The sequence below is a fragment of the Secundilactobacillus muriivasis genome (assembly GCF_054785195.1).
In genome coordinates this window covers 1-25,210 of sequence record NZ_BAABMI010000062.1, presented here as the reverse complement: position 1 = coordinate 25,210, position 25,210 = coordinate 1, and the positions used below count along the sequence as shown (strand labels likewise).

The window sequence follows — 25,210 nt, the reverse complement described above, 5'->3', positions numbered from 1 at the left end:
TATTGGACTTATCAGTGTATCAGATTTTGCGAGGTAATAAAAGCGGATTCATTATCAAAAATAACCTTTAATTAATCACGAAGTGTAGTACCCTCATCGTCCACACCATTAGCTCAACAATAATCGAGACCTTCATTTGGAGCATCATCGTTACATCTGTCATAATTGCTCACGCCTTAACTTAATAACTGTTATTATAGAAGTAAGCGTTTCCTACCGTTAGACCATTCGTACTAAGCCTAACAGCTCGTTCAACATAAACCTCAATTTATGCTGGAACGATTAGATTACTCACTCCTGAATTCGACTTAAATTAGAAGGTGTTCATGTGAAAACAATCCTCATCATCGAAGACAACGACGACATGCAACAACTCCTCAGTGGCTTTTTGGCGCCAACCTTTAACCTCGTCCAAGCTTACTCCGGAACAGAAGGCTTACTTCAATTTAACGCCAACCACGTTGACCTAGTTCTCCTCGATCGCTTATTGCCGGGAAAAAGTGGCGATGACGTGCTTGAGATCATCCGACAAACATCGCAAGTGCCAATCATTATTTTAACCGCATTAGACGATACCAACGACATTGCGAAATTACTGCTAGCGGGCGCTAACGACTACGTGACGAAGCCCTTCAACATCAACGAGCTTCAAGCCAGAATTGCCGTTCAACTCCGACAAAGTCAGCCGGTAGCATCAACTGCACCACTGACCTACAAGCGGTTAACCCTAATGCCAGACCAGTTTACCGTTACTAACGGGACTGATTCATGCTCACTCAAGCGCAAAGAGTGCGAACTACTGGCACTCTTATTCGAAAATTCAACAACGATTTTCACCCGTGAACAACTCTACGAACGGATTTGGCAGACGCCGTATCTGGGGGATGAAAATACGATCAACGTTCACCTCAGTAATCTTCGGCGTAAGTTGCATCAATTGGATCCAGACCACGACTACATTGAAACTATCTGGGGAATCGGGGTGCGACTGGCATGACACTCATTTTAGTTGGACTATGTATCGTCATGGCATTGGCCCTCATTTATCTATTGATCGTGTTAAATGATGCCGATGCCCTGACCAAACAACTTCGGTTCATTAATCAGCACGACACCAATGGGCAACTGAACGTTAAAACGCGCAATCATCACGTTGTCACCCTTGCTCGGGAAGTGGATCAATTGCTGGCGCGACACCGTGACGTTCGGCGTCAGTCCGTCCAAACTAAAAATCAACTGGACTTAGCGATTCACAATATTTCCCACGATCTACGAACCCCGTTAACGGTTGCCAGCGGGTACGCCCAGTTGCTGGTCAGTGACGAAACGTTACCAGCAACCACTCACGAACAGGCCACCCGACTCGACCGAAACCTAGAGACGTTGACGAAACATCTGGACCTCTTGTTATTGTATAACCGGTTGATTGAAAATCGAATTACCATTACACCTAAGTCACTCAACCTTTCAACACAACTACAACAGGTTTGTCTTAACGTTTATGATGCGCTCCAACAATGCCACATCAACGTCACGTTGGCGATTATGCCGAACGTCACTTGGCAATTAGATGAGGAAGCGATGAATCGAATTTTTCAAAACATTCTGGGTAACATTTTGGATCATGGTTACCAAACTGCTGAGATTCAGTTAACTCAGGATCAAACGGGTGTGAAGCTCACCGTCACGAATGGACTGCAAACCCCAATCAAGGATGCGGAACGGCTGATCGATAAGTTTTATACCGAGGATTTGTCGCATCAAAAGCAAAACGCCGGCTTAGGGTTATATATTATTTCTGAATTGACCCATCTCCAGCATGGTGAAATGTCCATTTCGACCACTCAGGATCAATTTAAAATTAGTATTCGGTTTACTTAACCAACAAAAAGCATCTTAGCGTGACTTACTGCGCTAAGATGCTTTTTACTGACTCGAATTCGGTTATAGATCTCGTCTGCGGAACGTTAGATATGAAATAACCAAACAGACTAGGATAGTACCAAATGCCGCAATCAACAATTGTGTCATGCCACTAGCTGTGTAGTGCGTGAAATAAGCACTATCAACGTTGTTTTGAAAGTTGAAGTTTCCGACCCATTTATGTTTGTAGAATAGTGCAAACATCAACGTCATGATCATCGGAAATAAAATCGTGGTGACCACCGCCGTCAGCGTTGAGAAAAAGAGGTAGACGATCAAGACGGCAACCGCAAAAATGGCACTTAATTCAATAAACTGAAGACTCGCCGTTTGGAGCCATTTAATGATAAAGTGACTGGTGATGTGACCAACCCCATTTTTAAGACTACAACCTAAGAAAACAAAACCGTAGAAGAAGATAATTTGACAAACCGTTAAAAATAAGAATACGACATACTTAGAAACAAAGAAATTTAACCTCGTCATCCCACTACTTAACGGGTTTTTATATGTTTTACGTGAAAACTCAAACCCAATCGTCATGATAAATAATGGCAGTAGAAAATAGATCAGCACACTCGCCATACTTGACATGATTCGAACCGATGTCGACCCAGTCCAAATCAATTGATTGCCCACGTTTTGAAATTGACGAACACTGTCGTTTCCTAGAATCATCCCAACACTTGACGTTGAGATACTGATCATCGCAACAATGACCATTAAAATTTGAGTGATATAAAACCCCTTCGACCGCAACAACCGATACGTATCCGCCCTGATCATATTAAGCATGGTCCGCCGCCCCCTCGTTGGTAATAATCGATTTAAAGTAACGTTCCAGATTAATGTGCTGTTTGACGATGGTTGAGACCTTAACTTGCTCATTAACCAGCATCTCAACCAACTCGCTATTATCAAGTGATAAATCATAGATGTTGAGCGTTTGCTGATCAACCACCTTGAAGTCCTGAATGCCAAGTCGATTTAAAACAGTAGCTGCAACTTGAGGCTGATCGACTTGAAGCTGAATATATTCGCGGCTCTGTTCTTCAAATTCTGCTTTGGTCAATTCCTTAACAATTGTGCCATGGTTAATAATGCCAAACCGGGTGGCCATTTGGTAGAGTTCTTCCAAAATGTGACTTGAGATTAAAATCGTCATCTGCTGAGTCTGATTTAGTTTAACGAGGAGTTGTCGAAAATCCGCAATCGCGATTGGATCCAACCCATTAATTGGTTCATCCAAAATGAGAAAATCTGGCTTATTCAGTAACGCAATCGCAAGCCCGAGTTTTTGTTTCATGCCCAAGGAAAAATGCTTAAACTTTTTCTTCCCAGTATCCGTTAAGCCAACGAATTCAAGCGCCTCATCAACGGCAGTTCGATCAACGATGCCCTTAATCTTGCAGTAATACACCAAGTTTTGCCGCGCCGTTAACTGATCATTGGCAACCGGTGTTTCGATGATGCTCCCCGTGCGCTTTAGTTGCTTTGAATAGTCACTGCCAGCAGTCGCCCCAAACAACATGATCTGACCCTCATCTGGATATAACATCTGAACAATTGTTTTCAAAATCGTCGTTTTACCGGCACCATTTCGACCAATCAACCCATAAATATCACCTTTTTGAATCGTTAAATTCACATGGTCTAACGCCCGCTGCTTGCCAAAGTTTTTGGTGACGTCGTGTAATTCCAGGATATTTGTCATCAGCTATCCCCCCCTTAACAACTCCAGTTTAATGGTTAGTTATTAACAGACTCTTAATTAAAACATTAACTGTTTATTAATTAATGATAGCATAACGTTGTTCAATTCCCGCTGGCTTTATAACATTCAAGGTATAATGTACCGCATTTCACTATTCTAGATTTTATCAATCATTCATTCGGACAACCTATGTTAGAATAAACGCAATTCTAGAATACGCCTCAAAGAAAACACTTTCCGTTTATGTATACAACTGCAACCAGATGGCTATGAACATCACATTATTTATCAATTTCTCAATCAATGAAAGGATAACCCCAATGGATACACAACTTACGCCGGTGCTACAAGAATTCTTACAATCTGGGATTAGCCTAGGTGGTAGCACTCGGTATAGTCCGCAAATCTATTTACTGATGACCTGGATTCAAAATGAACCTCAAACCCAATTCAGCACATTTGTCATTAAAAAGCAACTCGTTAGGCGCTTAGGAGAAAACGCAATTCCAGATACCAGAATTTCGGACATTCTCAACAATCTTGTTAAGGCCAACTTACTGAATCAAACCTCCGATCATCTAAATCTTCATAGTGTTCAAAAACGCCAGATTCGTTTATCTAAAATGGAGGACATTTATACCATTACCGACTTGGGGCAACAAACGTTAACCTTTATCCGAACTCATGCCGTTACCTATCATCCAATCAAGTTAGATCCGGCATTAATCGATGAATATCTCATTTTAGTTGATGCCATTTATCATCTAAACACTTCCAAGCTCACTGAACAAAGTGGGCAAAATTTAAGCACTGCCTTTGCCCGATTAGTTGACATTCACGACCAGATCATCAGTGGGATGCGCAAACTGCGAAGCGAACTAAACGGGCTTTTGGCACGATTAGACCAGATTAACGATCCGACTAACATCACCGAATTAATTCATCGGCTAAACACCGAAGCAATTCCGAGTTTTGAACGGATGCTATCGGTTCATAAAAAACTATACACGTTTCAATCCACTCAAGGTCCAATCGATTACATCACTGCAATCGTTGACAGTGGTAAAAACGATCTTGCCAATTTAAATTTAAGTCCACGCTATTCATCCACTCAACAACGTTTATTAAATCAACAATCAGTCGAGGCAGCTTTGAAGAGACTCAACCGCGATCTTGACTCAAGTTCGACCATCAGTGCCAATAATCCACAATCAATTTATCGGTTAAATGAGGCCATTAATAACAGTCGGCTTAAGATTATCGCGCATCAACAAATTACCGCAACGTTGTCAGCCAATCGTGAATCATTATCTGCGACCATTGACGATCTGTTCGACAAGATTGAACGCTTAGTTTTAGATTTGCGGCCTAGCCCTCATCTTGCCTACGACCGTGAAGAAAATCTGGGTGATTTGACAACTCAACCACAACTTCCCGCCGTTATTTACAAACCAGCCAACAGACCAACCATCGCCACCATCTCGCCGCATCCGTTTGGTCAACGAGCGCCGATTGATTTCGCTCACGATGCTAAAATCCAGGAAGAATTTCAATCCCTTCTTCTTGATAACTTGACGCTCCCCTTAGACCACAACCTCGAACTTCGATTTCCAGAAACACGTGACTTATTGTTAAAAATATTCAGCACGACAACCTCGCAATTTGCAAAACAATCACTATCACTGCTTCGATTTCACAATTTATTACTGACGCATAGCGAACCCCTTCCCCAAATTACGCCAATTCAAATTCACTTAGTTAATGAAAATTTTCATATTGAACTACCAACTGGTGCAATCTACTATTTTCAAAAGGAGGAAATCAAATGACACCATTCAGTGGCCGTTTGACTAAACAAGAAATTAGCTTAATCAACCGCTTATTTACCTCTGGAATTGTGACTGCCAAAGTGGGCACTGCAGATACTGATTCCCAAGTGACACACTATTTACTTTACCCGCAAAAAATTGATCATTATCTTCAATACACGTTCGGTTACCGAATTGAGCACTACAATCAATGTCTACTATTGAACTCAAACCAATTGTCATTAAAAAGCGATGAAATTGCCGTCATTTTGGCATTTATTCGGTTTGTCATCAATAACGGCACTACTGACCAAGCCTTTGAGTATCAAGCACCACTGATGCCAATCGAAGCCGTGCTTTCTGGTCTACATCTTAATTTACGAACTTCGTCAAAAACTCAAAATCGGATCATTGATATTCTCACAACTTACTTAATAACTCAGTTTCAGGTTTTAGATTTGCAATGGTTTAGTGACGAAATCGACTCAGAAGGTGCCGGCACGCAGTACTGGGTCTACGATGATTCGTTTTTCTCTTTTGCACAGCTCTTGGTTAACCACCTTAACAATCAGTTAACAACCCCCGCAAAAACCATTGACCCTCGACAACAACTCAATCGCTTGCTACTTTCCCAATTCTTTTTAGATGCCACTTCTGATCCTCATTCATGGCAATTTCTTCAAGAAAACCGGTCACTGATTGCACAGGAATGGTCAATTTTGACACCGTATGAGCTTGAAATCACCGATGATTATGCCATTGTATTAACTCACAATCGACGCCCATCACAATCTCAATCAACGATTACTGCCATCGGCGTTGCGCGCCAGCTTAATGCTAAAGGCCTTAATCATGCACAATTGAGGCAGCGAATTATCAGTGAATTTCACCATCATTATCATAAACCACCCACTTCGGCAGATATCGGCGGCGCACTCAAACAATTACGGCGACTACATTTGATTCAAATTATTGATCATCAGTATCACAAGACCAATTTGACCGATCGTTTCAGCGTTTCCACAAATCAAGCTGATCTTAACATTCGCTATTCTCGTCAATAGAAAGGAATTAAATATGGGAAAAAATGAACATTTAATCCTGACCAAATGCAGTCTCCGAAATTTCAATTACTTCCATAGTTTGGACATTACGCCTGCACAGAATGGCAATTTTGCGTTAGTCGGTCACAATGGTGTTGGTAAAACAAACCTCGTTAACTGTTTTATCCCATTACTGATTAACGGCTCACGTTCAACGCCCGCGTTCAATACGGCCAACGAAATGGTGATACTAGCAGCGCACAACGAAACTCAAGTCGACACATGCGAACATTTGAAGGCACCGTTCTCGGTGAAGTCAACCCTCAACCCGAGCGATTAGGCTATACTTATATCACATTGCAATCAAATCAACGAACGGTTGTTTTAGGCCTGGGAACTCAGGTCTACGCAAACAATCCTAGTCGAAAAAAGGTCTGGTACTTTGTTCTGGAAGCCGATAATTTAACCTCCCTTGAACCAATTACGTTAGTAAACGGCCATCACCCTGACCCGGACCATTTTGTTCAGGCGTTGGCTGAAACCGATTTTATTACCGAAAATCAACGCGTTTTTGGTAATCGATTTCACTCATTTGATTCCGCCGATGAATATGCCGAATACGTCGCCCGAAATATTTTTGGCCTCCCTTCAACTGATTTAAATACCCTTACTCGAGCCTATCAAATTTTAATGACCCCCAATTTGATCTCTGGTGCAAATTCAATTTCTCCCGTTCAAACAGCGTTAAGTAGTGTTCAGGATAAATTAAATGAAGACATTATCCATAGTATGATCAAAGCGCATGATGATCAGAAAAATTATCAGTTCAAAAAACAACTTTATGCCGAATTACTGTCTGGCTCTGAATCAAATCATAGTCGCCTGTTTCGCCTACACAAAACCATGCATGCTTTAAATGAAGCGTATCTTATTCAAACCAAGTGGATTCCCTATCAACAGCAATTAGCACACCACTCGACTTTAAAAGCCGAAAACGGACAACAACAACTTCAATTAAATCAATTACTTCAACAACTACACGACCACGAACATCAACTTAAAGAACAAAATGATCAAATTGAGCAATATACCCAACAATTAAATGATCAGAAACAAGCCAGCGAAATGCTTGCTGTCTTAGGATTCCAAAAGGAACAAATTTTGGAAAAAGTAGTTGCTATCGAAGAAAAAATGAACCTTATCGTCGAGCAACGTCAACAGATTGAAAAGTTAACAACAACTAAACAAGCATTATCAGATCAGTTATCAACTTTAAAATCTAAGATGACCCAAAGCTACCAAAAGCTACTGACGTTACTTAAACCCTTTAAACACCTGCAATCAAGAAGTTCGTTCGCATCCAGCATTGAATTTACCCAAAACCTAGCTCAGTATCTTAACCAGTTAAGGATCCAGCAGCGTCAGTTAGATGAATTACAACTACAATGGCAACGCGCCTTTAAGTACAGTCATCTCTTTACGGATACTCAAGATCAGATGGCCTCAAAAATTGACCAAATTATCCAGAATCATAACAATCTCTACCACGCCCTACAACAAGCAAACCAGACTATTCATCAACAAGGACTCGCCACAATTGACCATGATGCCAACCAAATCTTACATGAAATCAAAAGCGTGCAGGCCAACTATCCCGATGTTCGCATTGATCAACAACAACTAGATCAGGTGGACACTCAAATTAGTACTATTTCAACGATCAACACCGAAATAGATCAAGTCAACACTGAATTTAACACCATCTCAGAACAACTCACCACAAGTCTGGCGGCATTTGATAAAAGCAACGCAACTGACCTAAATCATGAAAAAAAACAACTTCAAGAAAAACTAAGTAAAGTCGAGAACAGTGTGGCTCACTTTAACAAAGCAATCGATGCACAACTTCCTCAGAAAATTAAAGAAGTTCAAAATGTCATTGATAATATGAATCTGGAACGAGATGACCTTAAAGCAAAAATTGCGATTCAAACCGAAAATCAACAACAACTTCACGCTGACTTGAAAAGTACCACAGAAAAACTTGATCGATTCACAGCTGACATGCAAAAATTTCTTAAACATGCCCGACCTTGGTTAACTGAATCACTAACTGATTTTATTGCGCTTCAAGAAAAAAGAGCGGGAAAATCAGTCTCCGATTATGTACGCCAGATTGAAAGATTAAAAGCACTGACCCAAACCCTCATTAAACCTAACCGCGATAGTGCCGACCCTCTAACACCTCAAAACCGATCACTCAACGAACTGCTTCAAGGAATCGGAATGTCCGAATTAGCGATTGCCGCCGGTGACTTGGTTTTTCAAGATGAGCAAGATGTCTACCAGCTAAATTTTGATTTACCAACACTCAAAGCCAATGTCAAAAAGCACGTTCCAAACGACCAAACCCACTTATTGGCGACTGATGAACTCGGAACGTTTTGTGCTGCTGTTAGCCACCAAATGTTTAAACAGCGAGATTACCTGCAACAGATCAATCAAACAATGCAGCAAAATAACGAACGGGCCGCGATTAAATTCAAAATTGAATTAGATTATGAGCGAAGCAATCGTCAGGGAAACCATCAACCCGTTTTGACGGAAACCGCATTAACCGAAATTTTTGACATCAATGACACCAAGATGCCAGAGTTTAGAAGTCTGATGCAACATAAGCTCGAATTTGCGACCAGACAAGAACGTGATGATCTGCAAACTTGGTTGCTTGAAGAATTCGACTATCGGAATTGGTCCACGATGAATATTTTGGTCAAATTGCCAGGCACTACCGACTACCGTATCTTAACCAACCCTGTTCTTAAAACTAAACTCTCCAGCGCCCAAAAAACGCATGCAACCCTCATTCCATTATTGATTATCGTCAAGATTATTTTAGATAAATGTGAACTTAAGGATGCACCTCGTTTACTGTTCCTTGACGATTTTGCAGGCCGTCTTGATGATGAAAACGCACAGCGTCAGCTTGATATAGTAGCTGCATTTGACTTTTCGCTAATAACGACCCGCCCTGGGAACGATTATTCAACACTTTTGGCTGATAATATAGAAAATACGATTTATCAAGTTCAGGCTGGAAGTTCCGATGGCGGTGTTTTCCCCATTAATACCGTTTCGCTCATTGGTGTGTGGCATCGATAATCAATCAGATTGAAAGGGGCAATCAAACATAATGACCGAATATCAACAACGCTATACTGAACGAACCAAGCAACCCGCACCGAAAAATGCGTCAATGCTTGAACCGTTATTTACCAAAATTCAATCTGGTCAACCGCTCGCAACCTTAATGATGGAAACTGCGCGCTGCCAGTTACCGGCACACACCTTAATTGATGATAAGACAGTCAGTGCCCGTGCATTACGAGCCTATTACCAAAATATCATCAAATTCGAGTTCAACGATACTGTCAACTTTCGACAGTTAAATCTCATCACTGGAACCATTACAACTGCAAACATTATTCAAACCAACTTACCGCAACCAGTTACCCTGAACAGCCAGCAAACGCAATCTGATTTCAATCACCTTATCGAATCCGATTTAGCGACCGTCTACATTATTGAAAATGCAAACGTCTTTTTGGAACTCATGCTTGCACTTCCCGATATCAGTTTCATTTGCGGTAATGGCAACAACTCAAATCAGGCACTGATTCAATTACTACAGATTCTGGAAAATCGTTTGATTTCACTACACTATTTAGGCGACCTTGATACAGATGGCATTCAAATCGCCGAAACTTTATTTCAAAAACTCAACAAAACTGACATTTCAACTTTTCTATCAATTCAAACAATGGCCAATGTCAACCGATGGGTAATTAATGGCAAGTTTCATTCTAAAAAACGGACTAGGCAAAACCGGTTCCAACTTGCAGCATTTCAACATCAAGCTGACCGGATTCACACTTCTGGCATTTATGTTGAACAAGAAGAATTATTTGATGACTATTGTCGTTTAATACGAGAACATACTACGACAACTAGTTGAAACCACATTTAACGATCACAAACCAAGCAGTATGATGGCCGTCCTAATCGACGCCATCATACCGCTTTAATTTTATTGGCGATGTCTATCTGGAATAAAAGACCATTACTTGTAATAAGTGATGCACTACCGATACTTCGCCACAATCAACTGATTATTTCGAAACTCAGCTAAATACACGTCTTTGACACTTTCAATTCCTTGGCGTCTCAAAGCCTCAACCAACCAGTCTTGATCCTTATCCATCAAATCCAGCACATCGGGATCAATCGTTCCATCCGTAATCACCGGAAATTTAACATTGGTATCACCCTGATTGACAACAGTTAACTGCCCATTTTGTTCTAGAATTGCCCGTTTAACGAGGGCGGTATCAATCACACCGGCCATCCGGAGTTTTAAAGCAACGTCTTTAGCCGAAATATTGGCTTTCAAACAATTATCGACTAAAATCTCACCGTTACGAATCACCGTAACTGGCTCACCATTTAAAAACTTTTGGATATGCTGACTGTGAATCGTCAGGTAGCGCATGATTAAAATCAGCAATGACCAGATTAACAGGACCAATACAAACTGAATCAACGTGATACTAGGATTATAGAGCACGCCACCAACAATACCACCTAAGACGTAGTTTTGAATCTGATCCATAGCGGAGGTTGGCGCCAAATTACTCTTCCCCGTTAGGTTAATCAACACCGTGATAAACAAAAAGCCAATCACTAATTTAATCAAAACATCACTATACGCAAACATCTAATTGCCTCCCATAACTTTAACTTGAGTATTTGTCAGTTGAAGATTAATCTTCTCGGTTAAAAAACCCGACTGATCATCGTTATACAGCACCCGGTAGTACTGATGAGTTTTACCGTTTCGAACCAGCATACTGTCACTCGCCGTCGTTGTATTGGTTTGGAGGTCCTTAGGTGATACGTGGTTTCGTTTGCCAATTTTGGTCAAAATGCCGAGCACGTTATTGTTATTATTGCGGCTACTTTTAAGCGCCGAAAAGTTTTGGAACTGAAAGCCAATCATCAACAGACTCGCAATCAAAAAGATGACGGTTAAATCACGGTATTTAACCGCCGTTCGATTCCGAAAATACCTGAGAAACACGATAAACGCTGCAATCAAAAGCACCGTCAAAATCGTTAATCGAATGTAACTGATGGTGAAATTTTGATCTTTTAAATAAGTGTACGTATAAAAGGTCACGCAAAAGCCCCCGTATTAGAAATTGATGTGACGTCATTATAACGCGAATTGAATTTCGTTACCAACGCCCACTCGTACCGCTGGTGCTGCCACTAACAAAAAACATCACCGTCGATTCCTGAAATAACAGAAATCGACGGTGATGTTTGCTTAAGTGTCGGTTAACTGGTCCTTAAACCGCACGCACAAAAACTAGTCACGACAAACAACCGCTCTCTTGTGCAACAACGTTCGCCGACAGTTCATTAGCCAACTTCATTGCATTCTGGAATGACTGCCCCTGACTGAGGCCCGCCAAAAGGCCACCACAATGGGCATCGCCGGCACCAATGGTATTCACAACCACGGTTTCTAACGCGGGAACCGTTTTAACAGTGCTGCCATCGCAATAACAAGCACCTCGATCACCAAGGGTCACAATGACCGGACAGTGGGTCTCATCATACACCCGTTGCATGGCAACTTTCAGCGGTTGTTGCGCCAGATTAAACTGTTCAAACTCAACTTCATTACAGTGAATCATGACGTTGGGTGCCAGCAACTGGTCGCGAATCGCTGGCGTTAGATAACTGATTCGCGGTGACGCATCAAATAAAATGGTGATTGTCGGCTTTTGCATCCGAAGCCGCGTTAATATCTGTTCGGCAATCACTGGATTCTCCAGTTGATAACCACTGAGGTAAACGTACCGATAGCTCGCTAAATCAAGTTTATCGAACCAATCATCATGCCAAATTTGATCAACGCCTGGAATCGTTAAAAAGGTGCGTTCACCATTGGGTTCAACTAACGATAAATCCCAACCATTGTCAGCATCATTAACTGAAAGTAACTCCGGAATATCAGCGTGTTCAAGAAATTGACGGACAACTGTCGCATACTGACCGTGACCAACTGGGACAAATAGGTCCGCTTTTACACCAGCTGTTCTCATTGCCCCATAGACGTTGATTGCCGAACCGCCAACAATATTGGCTTGAAAGTTGCCGGTAACGTCCTCACCCGACCGTGGTAATTGGGGAACTTTTACCACAACATCAACGTAAGCCGCCCCTAAAATTAACGTTTTCATTCAGCAACTCGCTTAACGTTAAGTTGACGCGTACGAATGAGCTTAACGATCACCATGCAAATAACGGCCGCAATTGCTGCCATGAACACCCCTAAACTGTTGTCCCGGAACATCCCATGCGCAAATGGTCCCGACCATACGGCGTTGTTGGTAAACATAAAACCAGTCGTGAGCGCAATTAACCATGACACAATGCCGCCCCAATTATAATGAACGGGTGATGCAGTGGCCATTAAGTCAACATCATAACCGGTTCGTCGGAACATCACGCTATCACACAGAAAAATGGCGACCCAGCTGGCGAGACAAATCCCCAAGAAGTTTAAGAATAACTCGAAATTACTTAAAAAATTACCGGAAATAAATAGCACGTACACCGGAATCAAGATCACGATGACCCCATGAACGGCTAAGGATGTTCGCTGTGAAACTCGAATCCCAATCGTCGCTAAATTGATGCGTGCCGAGCGCAATGACACAATACACTGTGGTACTAAGCCACCTGCAGCAACCAAGAAATAAATCACACCAATCCAGCTCGGTAGGACCTGATACATCGCATCAAACGGATTACTTGCCACTGCCAGGGTTGAATCAATCGTGCTCAGTAACACACCACCAGCCATTAAGATGAATAATGGCACGGCACCCCCTAAAGTCGTATGCCAAAACGTCGCCGCTGGTTTCGTCGTTGGCTTAACGTAGGCGCCCCAATCGGCGGCTGCCATTGACCACGAGATGCCAGAACCAGCTGCGACAATACTCACCGCCGGTAAAAAGCCACTCAACCAACTATTACTAGGTGCAGCTAACGCAACTTGCCAATTGGCTTTGACTAAGAACAGGACTAAGATCACTGCAGTTACGATGCCGAATATCCAACTCAACCAAGTTTGAATCAGCGCCAATGTCGCTTCTTTGAGCAAACCTGATAAGAGCACAAAACTGCCAAAAATAAGCAAGGCAATCAACGTTGTGACGTTGTTTTTAGGTAGTCGAATCACTTGAAACAGCGATACCAGCAACAATGTTCCCGTAATGACGTTAACGGCTAACCAGCCAACCATGTTAAACCAGGCAATGGCATTCGGAATCTTATTGCCATGAGTGCCATACGCTGCTCGGCTTAACTTAAACGTCGTCACGCCTTCGCGTTGACCAATCATGGCTACCCAACCAGGGACTAAGAATGACAATGCCCCAACTAGTGCTGCAAAAATGGCTTGGATAAACGAAAGCCGATAACTCACAATAATGGCACCATACACAAAGCCCATCACGCCAATATTAGCTGCAAACCAGTTGTAGAACAGTTTTCCTGGTGTTAATGTTTTATCACTTTCTGGTACTTTGATCACTTGATCATCCATAACTACTGACGCCCCTATTTCATCTGAATTTGGTACTTCAACATCCGTTCAGCGTAGATGTGAAGTTGGTGTTGTGGGTTACTGTCATCAATCAACTGACACCAAGCAGGTGAAATCGATTTAACACCATTCTTAGCGCCACAAATCGCCGTCGCCATCGCGCCAATCGTGTCTGTGTCACCACCAAGGTTGGCCGCCATTAGTGCAGCATCGTGAACGTTGCGGCAATAATAGGCGATGGCGACCGCTGCCGGCACACTTTCAGAAATCATCGTCCCCGTGCCAACTAACTCGTAAATGGCACGACTAAAACCTTTGGTGTCACCAACATACTGATCAGCTAGGCCAATTGCGAGCGTTAATCGCGACCGGGTTTTCGCAGCCCAAGTTGTGGCGCCTAACTGAAATCCCCGGTCGTTACATGCCAAGGCAAAGTGAACAATATCGTCCCATGAATAGCCAGCAATTGCGGCTGTCACTGCTCCCGCAACCATTGCAGCACCGCTATAAGCAACGTCACTTGAATGGGTAACTTTAGTGACGGCCGTGACCGTCTGAATCAACGTTTTTAACTGATACGGTTGAAACAAGGCCCCAATCGGTGCGATTCGCATTGCCGCACCGTTCGTCAATGCCCGGTTTGTGATTGCACTCGCATCAATTCCGACTTTGATTGCATTCAAGGCCGCTTTACTACTGGGACCTAAAATGTTACGCGACCAAGCATCAACGGCATCAGCCCACGATACTAAATGCGTCCCCAATACCTGTTGATCAGGCTGCCAATCTGTCTCAATTAGCGCATCCAAGATCACCAAGGCCTGCTGGGTATCATCCGTATACTGCCCACGACCGTAGTTAACGGCAACCTCGTTGCTTGCTGGACCCGGCAAAAAATCGGTGATTTCACCCAATTCGTGTTGAATTCGCCCCACTGGCCAAAGTTCTGACGGCATGCCCATGGCGTCACCAATCGCTTGCCCATATAACGTTCCCAAAATTCGGTCTAACCGTTGTGCACGTTCATCCATGATGCATCGCCTTTCTGTAGTGCTAAGTTTTAGCTTAACCCAGTTAATGACAGCTTTATACTATAAAAGAAATAACCCACCTTTACCGATACTTCCAGTTGACCAACCCACTTGTTTTGCTGAATCATTAGCGTTGATCTCGTTGCGCTAATCACTCCCATCTAGTGGTCTATCCGTATTTTAGCAAATGGACTAGGCCACTTTCAAGAACGATTGTTCGAATCTTAAAAGTCGGCACAATGCTCGTCATCTGTCATCTGAAATAACGGGCTTGCTATTTTGAGTCATCATCTCACTTACCTAATTATGTTAAAATAAGATAAGGCTTCACAGAGGGGGAATCATCATGAATCACCGGTTATTCTGGGGAATCAGTTTATTATTCAGTCTGCTAACAATGAGCGCACTGAGCATTAACGCTCAAGCAAAATCATTTCGCATTAATCAGTATCACGTTCAAATCAACCTTCAAAAAAATGGTGATGCCTTGGTCCACCAGCAAATCACCTACCACTTTAACGGAAACTTCAATGGTGTCTACTATAATCAAGATACCGCTGGCATTGGTCGGTTATCACAAGCCAAAGTCACCGTTGGCAAGCAACTATTGCAACAATCAACCAGCGCTGCACCTCAAACTTATTCACTCACCCAACAGCGCAACAATACCCGGTTTAAAGTCTATTACCCGGCTCACAACCAAACAGTGACGTTCAATTATCAATATCGTTTGGGTGGCGTCATCACGAATTACCGCGATACGGCCGAAATGAACTGGAAAATTATCGGTTCAGCTTGGGACGTTGCGTTGAAAAACGTTCGCATCAACGTGCAGTTACCGGCTCAGCACGTCTCAACCTTGCAGGCCTGGACCCATGGGCCACTTTCAGGTCAGACTAACGTTTCTAAAACCCGTGGCCAAGTCACGATGACAGTTGCAACCGTTCCGGAAAATACCGCGGTGGAATGCCACCTTCTCTTCCCAACTACCGTGACGCCAACCGCACCAACGAAGGCAATTAACCGTAAACAAGCAGCTCAGCAATTAGAAGCAAAACTCGCTCATGAAGCGAATCAAAAGCGCCAACTGGCAGTTCTGATACCGTTAATTTTAACAGTTATCCTACTGCTTGCAGCTGCCGGCCACTTATTGGGCCAATGGCGCTGGTTCAAGCATCACGCTAAACACCAAGTCAACGAGCTTCCCGTTGTGCACCGGTTCGATATTCCGCATTATTCACCCGTGGCCTCCCAGAGTATTTTGACTCGCCAAGCACCCAATACCAAGGCATTTTCAGCCTGGTTACTCGAACTCGCCGCTGCTGGGGAGCTTCAAATCATACCCGAAGCAGACACCTATCGACTCACGGAAACTGATAAACTCACCGCGCCTCATCGAAAAGACCCGTTACTTCACTTTATGTTCAACGTCATTGGTCAACCAGATTCCGGCACTCATTTGTCGACCGTCACCTTAGCCGAAATCAGTGACTATCAACCAACCGGCAACAGCAATCCGTTATCAGATCACTTTGAAGATTGGGCGGGTCAACAATATCAAGCAGTCACTGAATACAACTTCTTTGATAAACTGAATCAACAAATTCGGGTTCATGCCCACCTCTTGTTGTGGTTGAATTTCACACTGATGATTTTGGGCATTCTTACCAGCGCCTTCATGGGTCACCCAGTTTGGATTAGTACCGGTATTATCCTCACCGTTCTCATTTTCGGACTAAGTTTCGCGGTATCACTTTCTGCATTCCGGGGGCTATCACCGTACACTCAGGCCGGCGAAGAGGCAGTGGCCGAAGTTAAAGGCTTCAAACTGATGATGACCGATATTGGTCAGTTCGACCGGTCACAGGTTGGTGACTTGATTTTGTGGGAGCAACTTCTTCCCTATGCCGTATCACTGGGTGTTGCTAAGCAGGTGATCAAAGCGATGCAGACTGAGTTTACACAAGCCGAACTTGTTGATGGCTTATCAATCTACTACCCACTGTTCTTCTACGGAAACTTTGGCACTGATACCTTTAGTACCCAGTTTGACAGTGACTTTGGCAGTGCCATTACCAGTAGCGATAGTAGCATATCGGGTGGTAGTGGTGGCTTTAGCGGTGGTAGTTCTGGTGGCTTTGGCGGCGGTTCTGGTGGTGGCGCTTTTTAACCTAGTAATCACTGCAATCACTCAAAAATGAGCGCACGACTTCGACCTGAACTGGTCGGAAGTTGTGCGCTCATTTAATTCAATAATAAGTCCTAGTGTAATCAATCATTGCCCATCCGCATCATTAACGAGCACAATTCGCCCTGGTGCATGACGCGTTTCCAATAACTGGTGACCTTCAATGACGCCTGCCAAGGTAAACGGCAAGGTCTTAAAAATTGGAATATTAAGCTGACCATTATCCAACATCGTTGCGAGCGCTGTGAGTGCTTCATGGTCATGACCAGCGTTAAGGGGCCGAATGTGCTCAAAGGTGACGTGTTTACTGCCAAAGTCGGTTTCGTCACCAACTGAAGCGGCACTTCCGCCATCTCGGACAACATCCCGTAGCAGTTCCGCATTGTGACCATTTAAGGCTGCGTTAATGGCAATGTCAGCCCGATTCGCAAACTTGTCGTTAAGGTTTTCTTGATCATAAAACCCAATTTCGTCTAGCGGGAGTGCTTCCAACAACGCCTGATTGTGCGACGAACCACTCCCAATGACGTGAGCGCCCAGTTGATTGGCAACTTGAACAATGAGTGACCCAACACCGCCTGTAGCGCCATTCACGAAGACCGTATCACCCGTCTTAACGTGCGTGAAAGTTGTTACAGCATTGTATGCCGTAATGCCAGGCGTTACCAACGCAACTGCTTCAGCTAAACTGGCGGCCGCTGGTTTTTTAACGGCCCGCTCTGAATCAATTACCACGTATTGCGCATACGCCGGACCGCCGTGGCCAATCACAATATCGCCAAGTCGAAATGTTGTCACTGCCGAACCAACTTCAACAACTTCGCCGACCACGTCACGACCCGGTACGATCGGCAAACGACCGCGGCCAAAATCACCGGCTCGTTGACTACGTTCAAAATTATTTAACCCCACCGCCAACGTCTTCAATAAAATGTCATGATCCGTTTGCAACGTGGGTTGTGGTTGCTCAAGTATTTCAAAAACCTCGGGTCCGCCAAAATGGGTATAGCCAAATGCTTTCATCAATTGCCGCCTCCTTAAGATTGGTTCAGTCCACTACAACTTTATTGTACCGATTTTCAGCGCTAATTTGAATGAATTAGCTTACCAGATTGTGCGTTTGCCATTAATGGTCTTAGGCTTTTCAGGTAACCGATGATAAACCCACAGTGTCCGGCAAGCAAAGAAGATGGCAACGACCCCCACAACATAAAACCACGGGTTATTACCAACCGTGAAGTACGGACTAGCAATCGCCCACATATTGGTTGGTAGAAATGAGTTCACCGTGCCAATTAAAATCACGATTGCAAGCCCCATTGAAGCCCCCAAACGAGTGCCACGCTTTTCCCAGTACAGACCTGGCATAATGCCCATTAAAATATTGGTGAAGATGTACCACTTAAACATTGCTGGATCGTTCATAAATACGCGGAACAGGTTAACACTAACCACCATGACGACGACCCAACCTAAAACGCGCGACCAGGCGTCCGTTGTACTCACATTCGGGCCAAACACATCGTCGCGTTCTCGATAAACACACATCGTGAGGTTGTAGACTTCAAACAACGTCCAGATCACTTCTGCAATTGAAGCAAACGTGAACACCCAAAAACCACCGAGCGCGTGTGACGCCAAGGCAAACACAAAGATTCCCATGGAATCAATGCCAAAATAAAACGAGTGCATTAATAAATTATACGGTGATTTACCTTCCCGGTTCACCAACAAAAAACTATAAATATACTCAATAAAGCCAATCGCAAACGTTAACCCTGCCACTAAAATATGGCCTATAAAATGCGGATTACTACTCGAAAACGCCGTTACAAACTGTTGCAGTTGATAACCGGTTCCATGATAACTCCCAAATAAACTTTGACACACTGACCACATGATTAACCACTCCCTTTTTCATTTGTGAATTATCATAGGCTGTTTTAGAATAGGTTTAGCTACAAAAATCAAAAAAGTGTGCATTATCTTTTAGGAGGGTTATCTTGGATCAACGTGTGCGTAAAACTCTCCAACGACTTCGAACGGCACTCTTTGAGTTACTAGAGCAACAATCAATTGAGTCCATTACCACGACCAAACTCTGCCAGGTTGCCGACATTAGTCGACGAACCTTTTATATTCACTACGGCAACGTTACCGAAATTTTCGAAGACTACGAAAACGACATGGCAAACTTAGTTGCGCAACGGTTGACGCAAACGGAAGGGAGTGCCGCTAAATTACTTGAAACATTTGACCAAATCTTAATGGCCAATTTCAAAGGGTTCAAGTACCTCTGCCTAAACGAAAAGCACCATCAGTTGATGGATCGAATTCAACGCATGCTATTTCAAACTTTTTCGGCGTCCTTATTTGATGCTGAATTAACCGGGACTCAACAAATTATTCTTAATACACTAACCACTGGATTGATCAACGCCTATGTTTACTGGTTCGCGCATCCGGATGCCTTAAGCTATGACGAGCTCATCCAGGTTAACCAGCGGCTGGTCGAGACTTTGATGACTGAAATAACGCGTTAACAAAACGAGACCATCATTTGACAACATCAAATGATAGCCTCGTTTTTTGGATAAATTTGTTTATAAAAAACTTTATTGAACCCATTCCGTCAAAGCCTGACGACTCAGATTATTGACCCGTTTACCCGTTTCAATAGTAACGTTGGGATGGTGCTGCTGTAATTCACGCACTGATTGATCAATTGCGCTTGAACCGGAAGTGGCAAACGGAATCACGACTTTACCAGTGAAATCATAAGTTGATAAAAATTGGTCAATGATTCGAGGCGCTTTGCTCCACCAAATTGGGTATCCCAAATAAAGCACATCAAAGTCAGCATTAAATGCTGTATCAGCTAGCGCTGGTTGTGGCGTCGATGAATCATTTTGTTCCCGGTTCGCGCGTGATTGATCATCGTGCCAATTCAAATCAGCCTCAGTATACGGCACTGCAGCTTTAATTCGGTAAACTGGTACTTGCAGAATTTCGCCTAAAACGGTTGCCTGATTAAACGTGGTATTGGTATTTGAAAATACAGCAATGGCCTTTTTCGACATTGTTGGTCGCCCCTTATAAATGTGATTAAAGTTCAGGATGCTTGGTTCGAGCTTTAAGATTATTATAGTCCATTTTTTAAAGAACGTTTTATTATGACACTCATTTAATTTTCAAAGTCGTGATGCAGCGCCTTAATATTGTATATAACAAAAAGCTTTTTATCAACTAATCGATTCAAAGCTCACTTGAAGTAATGGTTGCGAAACCGCGTTCGACAAGTCTTTCGCTAATTGATTTTTAATCAAATGTTCATCTTGCTGAGTCAGCAACTGCCAATGCTTGACCGTCACCGCGACCCCATTCCGAAGTTGTCGATGTTGCCAATGACCGATCACCACGCCGCGTAACAGAATCGGCGCCATAATCAACCCGTTCTTTGTCCAAATCGTCTTTTGATGTTCGGGTGTGACAAGCCAGTTTTTGTCAGCATAGCCAGTAAAACAGGCATCGAATCGAGCCGCTAACTGACATACAGGTAAATCAACGGTTGGCTCAGTTGACATTGCCACGAGTTCCTGACCAGCTACCATCACGGGGGATAATTTTGCTGTTACTTGCTGCCAAACCGGCCGTGCCTGCGTGATTCGAATCCCTGACCATTTGCAAAAATCCGCCAGTGATACCGGACCAAAACCCTCAATGTAGCGTTGTATCAAGACAGGCAACGCTGTTTCAACTGGTAGTAGCGGTAACTGATTGGCAATCACCACATAATTTTGAGTCGTTGATCGGGCGTCAAAGTATAACCGACCGCGGGCGACCAAAGTCTGCAACACGGCGTAGATCAAGTTATTGGGTTTCACATCCGTTGGTATCAACGGCGTTAATAACGCAACTACTTCAGCTTTAGTTAACCGCGGCTTAGTAACCAGTTGATTCTGAATTAAAGCAGCTAATTCCGTCACTAACGTTTCATGACCTAACAAGTAAGTTTTCGGTAACGTCTCAGTCTGGCGAGCGGAAATCACTAATTGCCAATCCGATAACGTCAACAACTGATGGGTCCATCGCTGTGCCCAGGACCGCACAACTGGTTGCTCATCGTACCAGTTGTGGAGGGTTTCAATTGGTGTATGGGTACGCAAGCTAAGATTAAGATCTGCCTCACGCGCTTGCTGAGCCTGAATACCGATCGTCCGGGTCAAGGCCCCCTTCGAATCCTGGGTCACTCCGAAACCAAGGTGACTTAGCCGTAATTGTTTTAGTTTTTGTTGATCCATAAATTGTGATCTCCTAAGTTTTTGTGGTATACAACGTTCTCAAGTAACCAATCACGTTCTTGTTGTTTAATGAACAATCGAATTCGGACTTTCTCAAATATACAAGTTAATTATAGCATAGCCAGATTGTAACAATGATATTTGAGGTTACCTTAAATTCAACGGCTATTTGATGGCTTAATCTCTATTTTGTTATATACATAATCGTATTGGGACAACATATAACTGATTATTTTGAGTTCATCTTGAAACCCATCGATTACCGGACCTAGTTAATCAAACATTAACCTTAAAGTGACTGTAATTTTTTTGATAAACGGCGTATAATAGGCAGAACTTGGGTCGTTATCGGCACACTTATACGACACCCCATCCGATTGGAGGAATTACCGTGTCAATCAGCATGGTTTGGCAATCATTTATCACATCACTACTACTCGACATTTTAGTGATTGTTGGTGCAACATCGTTACTCTACTGGGTCAATGATCGCACAATACATAGTAGCATCGTTCAAGATCGAAAACTCATCATCGGCCTTGGTGGTGTTGCCTACATCGGCCTACTCTATGCGCTTCAAGCTTTCCACTACGCGTTAGATCCATCCACCGCCGCGTTTGGCCTTCATTGGACCTTTCTTAACTTAATGCTTCTGGCAATGTATCTGATTATCATGGAAACCGGAAGTTGGCTGGAGGTCGTTTTGTGGATCACGCTGACGGGCATCTACTTTTTCTACTACAGTTCACCAGTCACCGTTTTTGGTGTGAGTGCCTACTTAGTATGGGCAGCAATTCTGATTATTTTACGCCGACGTGGTCAGGTGATTAAATATAATCGAACGGCCTATTATGGCGTCATGCTGGCATTTGGCATCGCCGGTTTTCTCACGATCTACGCCATGTATCCGCGACAGTTTGATTTCTGGTTTATTATTCGCCAATTCACCGCGTATATCGTTTTAGGCATCACTGTCGGTGAATTCAGCCGTTTAATGGTAGCAACCGACCGACGGGAAGACAATCTACGCAATCGGGCAAGTCACGATGAACTGACAGCCCTTGCAAACGTTGGCACGTTTAATCGAGATACGCTCAATTTGTATCGTCAATTCAAACGAGAACATGACCCGTTCACCATGTTTGAAATCGATTTGGATCATTTCAAGGCAATCAACGATCAGTATGGTCATCTCAAAGGAAACGTGGTTTTACAGGCCGTCGCGACCGAGCTACAACAGACCGCCAAGCAGCTTGACCAGCATGCCAAAGCTTACCGATTAGGTGGCGAGGAGTTTTGCCTCATTGTTCAAGCCGATCTATCAAGTGACGATGTTGCTAGAATTGCGCTAGCTTTTCAAAGTCGCCTTGCTCAACTTCAACTCACTCAAGTTGACGCCGAACTCACGTTAACGACCTCAATCGGTTGTGCTACGGTTAAGCCACAGCATAATAAATACTTTGATGTCTACGCTGAAGCTGATCGTTATCTCTACCTCGCCAAAGACGGTGGTCGCGACTTAATCGCAATTGAGGGTGATTTATTACCCCGCCATTCGGCCTAGCAGCCCGCAATCATTAACAGCGTCACTATTTCGGGTTACAATAATCATATTGCTACTCAATTCAGGGGGAAATTAAATGACTCGTCAACGCGCGTTTTGGTTAATGCTTTTAGTAACTGCCGCTTGGGGCGCGTCTTACATGTGGATGAAACTCGCCTTAGCTAGTGTTGGCCCATTTATGTTAGTTGGTCTACGTTTTAGCATCGCGTTTGTCGTAACCAGTCTCGTCTTTTGGCGCTTACTCAACTGGCCATCAGGCAATGAAGCCATTGCAAGCTTGATTTTAGGCACGCTGCTTTTTAGTCTCTTTTCACTCGTGATGACAGGCCTCGAACACACAGATGCCTCCACTGCCGGCTTCTTGCTAAGTACAACTGCCGTTTTTGTCACCATTTTAGACACCATTCGACAACGCATCTGGCCTCGGCCGGTTACTTTAATTACAACGCTAACTGTAATTGTGGGATTGTACTTCTTGGTCGCCAACGGACGCAGGCTTCACCTCAACGTTGGCGCGTTGTTTTGCTTGGGCTGCGCCGCACTCTATGCCGTTTATATCCTCTATTCGGATCGTTTAAGCCGCCACGGTCAAGCCACTTTCAACGTCAGCATCTGGCAATTAGGCGTTGCTGGGGTCGAAGGCCTCTGTTTAGGGACGCTCACCTCCGGCTTTCAACTGCCACAAACGGGTGCACAATGGGGCGCGGTTCTCGCCCTTGGAATTATCTGTAGCGCTTTTGGTTTTGTGGGGCAAAATGCCGCCCAGCGTTACCTAACCCCTGAAACCGTTAGCTTAATCTATTCACTAGAACCAATTTTTTCAGCGATTTTTGCGTTTCTGATGCTCGGCGAAGTGTTAACGGGCATCCAGTACCTCGGCGCTGCACTCATCTTCGCCAGCATCGTGATTTCCGAAGTCGTTAAAGCGCATCAACCACTTAAAGCATAACTGTACAACACGCAATCTACCGGCTCACCCTATTTCGCCCCTGGAAAACGCATTTGCGATGATTCCAGAGGCATTTTTAATTTAGAAAGGAATTTACCTATGACATTTAACGTTCATCAAATCAACCCGTTGCCCGTTAGCAACCTGGTTGATAATTACATTTCACTTGATCTGGAGTTTGCTGAAACCAAGTCCGATCAAAGTCACTTACCACTTCAAATCGCGGCAATTGCCGTAATCAACGGTCAACCACAACGCAACCGGTTTAACCGGTTCGCTTACTTCAAGGACATGCTCCCTACCGATTTCATCCGTGGCATGGAACTCGCGGATATGACGCCAAAAACGTATCGTAAATACGGAGATATCAACGACATTATCAAACATTTTTTAAAGTGGTGGTTCGACGCCAGCAAAAAAGTTCCTCATCCAGAAGCTAACCAATATGCACAACTACTCCCCGTTCTCGGCTATAACATTAACAGCGACTTAACGACTCTGGTCAACTACCTCCCAGACGATATCCGCCCTAACCAAAATGCCAAAAATAAGCTCAACTACTTTGACGTTGAACAATTCGTCGCCAAATCCATGGGTGCGGATCGAATCTCACTCCAGTCACTTGCGCACTTACTCAACGTGGAAACCGGCCAACCACACCATGCCGATAATGATTCGTTGACCTGTGCTACCATTTACGAACTATTGAAAACACGGTTCACAACCCAAGCGAATACCAAATTATCATTGGTTGATCGAAACTTTCGGTCTAGAATTGATCAAATTGCTGATCAACAATCGGCGCCTGAGTTAACTGTCTTGCCTCGGCGAAAGAGCGCTTCACGGAGCAGACAAAAAGTAACTCGGGAGCAGTAAGTTGACTGTCGTTTGTGTCCAGCGTAAGCATGTATAGTTTGTGAAATTCGGTAATTCTGTTTTTTTGTAGTGGGAGGATGCCGCGGGAGGCTCCGGCGCTATGCGAGGCTGGAACGCAGTGGCGGGCCTACGAGC

At 43.7% G+C, this 25,210-nt stretch carries 23 protein-coding genes; 12 read left to right on the top strand and 11 right to left on the bottom strand.

What is annotated here, in order from left to right:
- Positions 1 to 328 precede the first annotated feature (328 nt).
- Together ACYVR3_RS13380 and ACYVR3_RS13375 are read left to right on the top strand one after the other, a co-directional pair.
- On the top strand, positions 329 to 997 hold the full coding sequence (locus tag ACYVR3_RS13380; RefSeq protein WP_461244660.1) for a response regulator transcription factor: 669 nt from the start codon (positions 329 to 331) through the stop codon (positions 995 to 997).
- Positions 994 to 1,881, top strand: a complete 888-nt coding sequence (locus ACYVR3_RS13375) for a sensor histidine kinase (protein WP_461244659.1) — start codon at positions 994 to 996, stop codon at positions 1,879 to 1,881. The genes ACYVR3_RS13380 and ACYVR3_RS13375 overlap by 4 nt, the downstream gene beginning before the upstream one ends.
- Before the next feature lie 63 nt (positions 1,882 to 1,944).
- Here ACYVR3_RS13375 and ACYVR3_RS13370 read toward each other — a convergent pair whose 3' ends face one another.
- On the bottom strand, positions 1,945 to 2,718 hold the full coding sequence (locus tag ACYVR3_RS13370) for a hypothetical protein (protein WP_461244658.1): 774 nt from the start codon (positions 2,716 to 2,718) through the stop codon (positions 1,945 to 1,947).
- Positions 2,711 to 3,637: an ABC transporter ATP-binding protein gene (locus ACYVR3_RS13365; RefSeq protein ID WP_461244657.1), complete on the bottom strand. Its 927-nt coding sequence runs from the start codon at positions 3,635 to 3,637 to the stop codon at positions 2,711 to 2,713. The genes ACYVR3_RS13370 and ACYVR3_RS13365 overlap by 8 nt, the downstream gene beginning before the upstream one ends.
- Before the next feature lie 320 nt (positions 3,638 to 3,957).
- Between ACYVR3_RS13365 and ACYVR3_RS13360 the strand changes: the two genes are divergently transcribed.
- The 5 genes from ACYVR3_RS13360 to ACYVR3_RS13340 are packed head-to-tail and all read left to right on the top strand — an operon-like array spanning position 3,958 to position 10,503.
- Positions 3,958 to 5,466, top strand: coding sequence for a hypothetical protein (locus tag ACYVR3_RS13360; protein WP_461244656.1), 1,509 nt, complete (start codon positions 3,958 to 3,960; stop codon positions 5,464 to 5,466).
- A complete protein-coding gene (locus tag ACYVR3_RS13355; protein WP_461244655.1) occupies positions 5,463 to 6,509 on the top strand; it encodes a hypothetical protein in 1,047 nt (348 codons plus the stop codon). The genes ACYVR3_RS13360 and ACYVR3_RS13355 overlap by 4 nt, the downstream gene beginning before the upstream one ends.
- 13 nt (positions 6,510 to 6,522) lie before the next feature.
- The gene (locus tag ACYVR3_RS13350) at positions 6,523 to 6,828 is read left to right on the top strand and encodes an ATP-binding protein (RefSeq protein ID WP_461244654.1); all 306 of its coding nucleotides are present in this window, start codon (positions 6,523 to 6,525) and stop codon (positions 6,826 to 6,828) included.
- Positions 6,771 to 9,650 carry a hypothetical protein gene (locus ACYVR3_RS13345; RefSeq protein WP_461244653.1) on the top strand — a complete coding sequence of 960 codons (2,880 nt, stop codon included), beginning with the start codon at positions 6,771 to 6,773 and terminating at the stop codon, positions 9,648 to 9,650. The genes ACYVR3_RS13350 and ACYVR3_RS13345 overlap by 58 nt, the downstream gene beginning before the upstream one ends.
- Before the next feature lie 31 nt (positions 9,651 to 9,681).
- Positions 9,682 to 10,503, top strand: a complete 822-nt coding sequence (locus ACYVR3_RS13340) for a DUF2399 domain-containing protein (RefSeq protein WP_461244652.1) — start codon at positions 9,682 to 9,684, stop codon at positions 10,501 to 10,503.
- A 126-nt stretch (positions 10,504 to 10,629) separates the two neighbouring features.
- Here ACYVR3_RS13340 and ACYVR3_RS13335 read toward each other — a convergent pair whose 3' ends face one another.
- From ACYVR3_RS13335 to ACYVR3_RS13315, 5 genes are all read right to left on the bottom strand, one after another.
- On the bottom strand, positions 10,630 to 11,262 hold the full coding sequence (locus tag ACYVR3_RS13335; protein ID WP_461244651.1) for a DUF421 domain-containing protein: 633 nt from the start codon (positions 11,260 to 11,262) through the stop codon (positions 10,630 to 10,632).
- Positions 11,263 to 11,724, bottom strand: coding sequence for a DUF3290 family protein (locus ACYVR3_RS13330; protein WP_461244650.1), 462 nt, complete (start codon positions 11,722 to 11,724; stop codon positions 11,263 to 11,265).
- Positions 11,725 to 11,920: 196 nt separating this feature from the next.
- Positions 11,921 to 12,796 (bottom strand): PfkB family carbohydrate kinase, encoded by an 876-nt coding sequence (locus ACYVR3_RS13325; protein WP_461244649.1) that lies wholly within the window; start codon positions 12,794 to 12,796, stop codon positions 11,921 to 11,923.
- Positions 12,793 to 14,166, bottom strand: coding sequence for a purine-cytosine permease family protein (locus ACYVR3_RS13320; protein WP_461244648.1), 1,374 nt, complete (start codon positions 14,164 to 14,166; stop codon positions 12,793 to 12,795). Before ACYVR3_RS13320 ends, ACYVR3_RS13325 begins: the two co-directional genes overlap by 4 nt.
- Before the next feature lie 14 nt (positions 14,167 to 14,180).
- A complete protein-coding gene (locus tag ACYVR3_RS13315) occupies positions 14,181 to 15,197 on the bottom strand; it encodes an ADP-ribosylglycohydrolase family protein (RefSeq protein ID WP_461244647.1) in 1,017 nt (338 codons plus the stop codon).
- Between the two features lie 346 nt (positions 15,198 to 15,543).
- Between ACYVR3_RS13315 and ACYVR3_RS13310 the strand changes: the two genes are divergently transcribed.
- Positions 15,544 to 17,367: a DUF2207 family protein gene (locus tag ACYVR3_RS13310; protein ID WP_461244646.1), complete on the top strand. Its 1,824-nt coding sequence runs from the start codon at positions 15,544 to 15,546 to the stop codon at positions 17,365 to 17,367.
- A 105-nt stretch (positions 17,368 to 17,472) separates the two neighbouring features.
- Here ACYVR3_RS13310 and ACYVR3_RS13305 read toward each other — a convergent pair whose 3' ends face one another.
- A complete protein-coding gene (locus ACYVR3_RS13305) occupies positions 17,473 to 18,408 on the bottom strand; it encodes an NADP-dependent oxidoreductase (protein WP_461244645.1) in 936 nt (311 codons plus the stop codon).
- A gap of 81 nt (positions 18,409 to 18,489) precedes the next feature.
- Positions 18,490 to 19,284 (bottom strand): hypothetical protein, encoded by a 795-nt coding sequence (locus ACYVR3_RS13300; RefSeq protein ID WP_461244644.1) that lies wholly within the window; start codon positions 19,282 to 19,284, stop codon positions 18,490 to 18,492.
- 104 nt (positions 19,285 to 19,388) lie between these two features.
- On the opposite strand from ACYVR3_RS13300, the gene ACYVR3_RS13295 reads away from it, so the two are divergent.
- Positions 19,389 to 19,928, top strand: coding sequence for a TetR/AcrR family transcriptional regulator (locus ACYVR3_RS13295; protein ID WP_461244643.1), 540 nt, complete (start codon positions 19,389 to 19,391; stop codon positions 19,926 to 19,928).
- Positions 19,929 to 20,000: 72 nt separating this feature from the next.
- Here the strand turns inward: ACYVR3_RS13295 and ACYVR3_RS13290 are convergent, their stop codons facing one another.
- Together ACYVR3_RS13290 and ACYVR3_RS13285 are read right to left on the bottom strand one after the other, a co-directional pair.
- Positions 20,001 to 20,465, bottom strand: coding sequence for a flavodoxin (locus tag ACYVR3_RS13290; protein ID WP_461244642.1), 465 nt, complete (start codon positions 20,463 to 20,465; stop codon positions 20,001 to 20,003).
- Positions 20,466 to 20,627: 162 nt separating this feature from the next.
- Positions 20,628 to 21,686 (bottom strand): DNA glycosylase AlkZ-like family protein, encoded by a 1,059-nt coding sequence (locus ACYVR3_RS13285; protein WP_461244641.1) that lies wholly within the window; start codon positions 21,684 to 21,686, stop codon positions 20,628 to 20,630.
- Positions 21,687 to 22,077: 391 nt separating this feature from the next.
- On the opposite strand from ACYVR3_RS13285, the gene ACYVR3_RS13280 reads away from it, so the two are divergent.
- From ACYVR3_RS13280 to ACYVR3_RS13270, 3 genes are all read left to right on the top strand, one after another.
- Positions 22,078 to 23,250 (top strand): GGDEF domain-containing protein, encoded by a 1,173-nt coding sequence (locus ACYVR3_RS13280; RefSeq protein WP_461244640.1) that lies wholly within the window; start codon positions 22,078 to 22,080, stop codon positions 23,248 to 23,250.
- 76 nt (positions 23,251 to 23,326) lie between these two features.
- Positions 23,327 to 24,199 carry a DMT family transporter gene (locus ACYVR3_RS13275; protein WP_461244639.1) on the top strand — a complete coding sequence of 291 codons (873 nt, stop codon included), beginning with the start codon at positions 23,327 to 23,329 and terminating at the stop codon, positions 24,197 to 24,199.
- A gap of 99 nt (positions 24,200 to 24,298) precedes the next feature.
- Positions 24,299 to 25,075 carry an exonuclease domain-containing protein gene (locus tag ACYVR3_RS13270; RefSeq protein ID WP_461244638.1) on the top strand — a complete coding sequence of 259 codons (777 nt, stop codon included), beginning with the start codon at positions 24,299 to 24,301 and terminating at the stop codon, positions 25,073 to 25,075.
- Positions 25,076 to 25,210: the final 135 nt, after the last annotated feature.

What these genes read in the sequence shown, in the direction of transcription:
- ACYVR3_RS13375 (WP_461244659.1), top strand. Translation starts at nt 994, where the DNA reads ATGACACTCATTTTAGTTGGACTATGTATCGTCATGGCATTGGCCCTC.
- ACYVR3_RS13370 (WP_461244658.1), bottom strand. Translation starts at nt 2,718, where the DNA reads ATGCTTAATATGATCAGGGCGGATACGTATCGGTTGTTGCGGTCGAAG.
- ACYVR3_RS13365 (WP_461244657.1), bottom strand. Translation starts at nt 3,637, where the DNA reads ATGACAAATATCCTGGAATTACACGACGTCACCAAAAACTTTGGCAAG.
- ACYVR3_RS13360 (WP_461244656.1), top strand. Translation starts at nt 3,958, where the DNA reads ATGGATACACAACTTACGCCGGTGCTACAAGAATTCTTACAATCTGGG.
- ACYVR3_RS13355 (WP_461244655.1), top strand. Translation starts at nt 5,463, where the DNA reads ATGACACCATTCAGTGGCCGTTTGACTAAACAAGAAATTAGCTTAATC.
- ACYVR3_RS13350 (WP_461244654.1), top strand. Translation starts at nt 6,523, where the DNA reads ATGGGAAAAAATGAACATTTAATCCTGACCAAATGCAGTCTCCGAAAT.
- ACYVR3_RS13345 (WP_461244653.1), top strand. Translation starts at nt 6,771, where the DNA reads ATGCGAACATTTGAAGGCACCGTTCTCGGTGAAGTCAACCCTCAACCC.
- ACYVR3_RS13340 (WP_461244652.1), top strand. Translation starts at nt 9,682, where the DNA reads ATGACCGAATATCAACAACGCTATACTGAACGAACCAAGCAACCCGCA.
- ACYVR3_RS13335 (WP_461244651.1), bottom strand. Translation starts at nt 11,262, where the DNA reads ATGTTTGCGTATAGTGATGTTTTGATTAAATTAGTGATTGGCTTTTTG.
- ACYVR3_RS13325 (WP_461244649.1), bottom strand. Translation starts at nt 12,796, where the DNA reads ATGAAAACGTTAATTTTAGGGGCGGCTTACGTTGATGTTGTGGTAAAA.
- ACYVR3_RS13320 (WP_461244648.1), bottom strand. Translation starts at nt 14,166, where the DNA reads ATGGATGATCAAGTGATCAAAGTACCAGAAAGTGATAAAACATTAACA.
- ACYVR3_RS13315 (WP_461244647.1), bottom strand. Translation starts at nt 15,197, where the DNA reads ATGGATGAACGTGCACAACGGTTAGACCGAATTTTGGGAACGTTATAT.
- ACYVR3_RS13310 (WP_461244646.1), top strand. Translation starts at nt 15,544, where the DNA reads ATGAATCACCGGTTATTCTGGGGAATCAGTTTATTATTCAGTCTGCTA.
- ACYVR3_RS13305 (WP_461244645.1), bottom strand. Translation starts at nt 18,408, where the DNA reads ATGAAAGCATTTGGCTATACCCATTTTGGCGGACCCGAGGTTTTTGAA.
- ACYVR3_RS13300 (WP_461244644.1), bottom strand. Translation starts at nt 19,284, where the DNA reads ATGTGGTCAGTGTGTCAAAGTTTATTTGGGAGTTATCATGGAACCGGT.
- ACYVR3_RS13290 (WP_461244642.1), bottom strand. Translation starts at nt 20,465, where the DNA reads ATGTCGAAAAAGGCCATTGCTGTATTTTCAAATACCAATACCACGTTT.
- ACYVR3_RS13285 (WP_461244641.1), bottom strand. Translation starts at nt 21,686, where the DNA reads ATGGATCAACAAAAACTAAAACAATTACGGCTAAGTCACCTTGGTTTC.
- ACYVR3_RS13275 (WP_461244639.1), top strand. Translation starts at nt 23,327, where the DNA reads ATGACTCGTCAACGCGCGTTTTGGTTAATGCTTTTAGTAACTGCCGCT.
- ACYVR3_RS13270 (WP_461244638.1), top strand. Translation starts at nt 24,299, where the DNA reads ATGACATTTAACGTTCATCAAATCAACCCGTTGCCCGTTAGCAACCTG.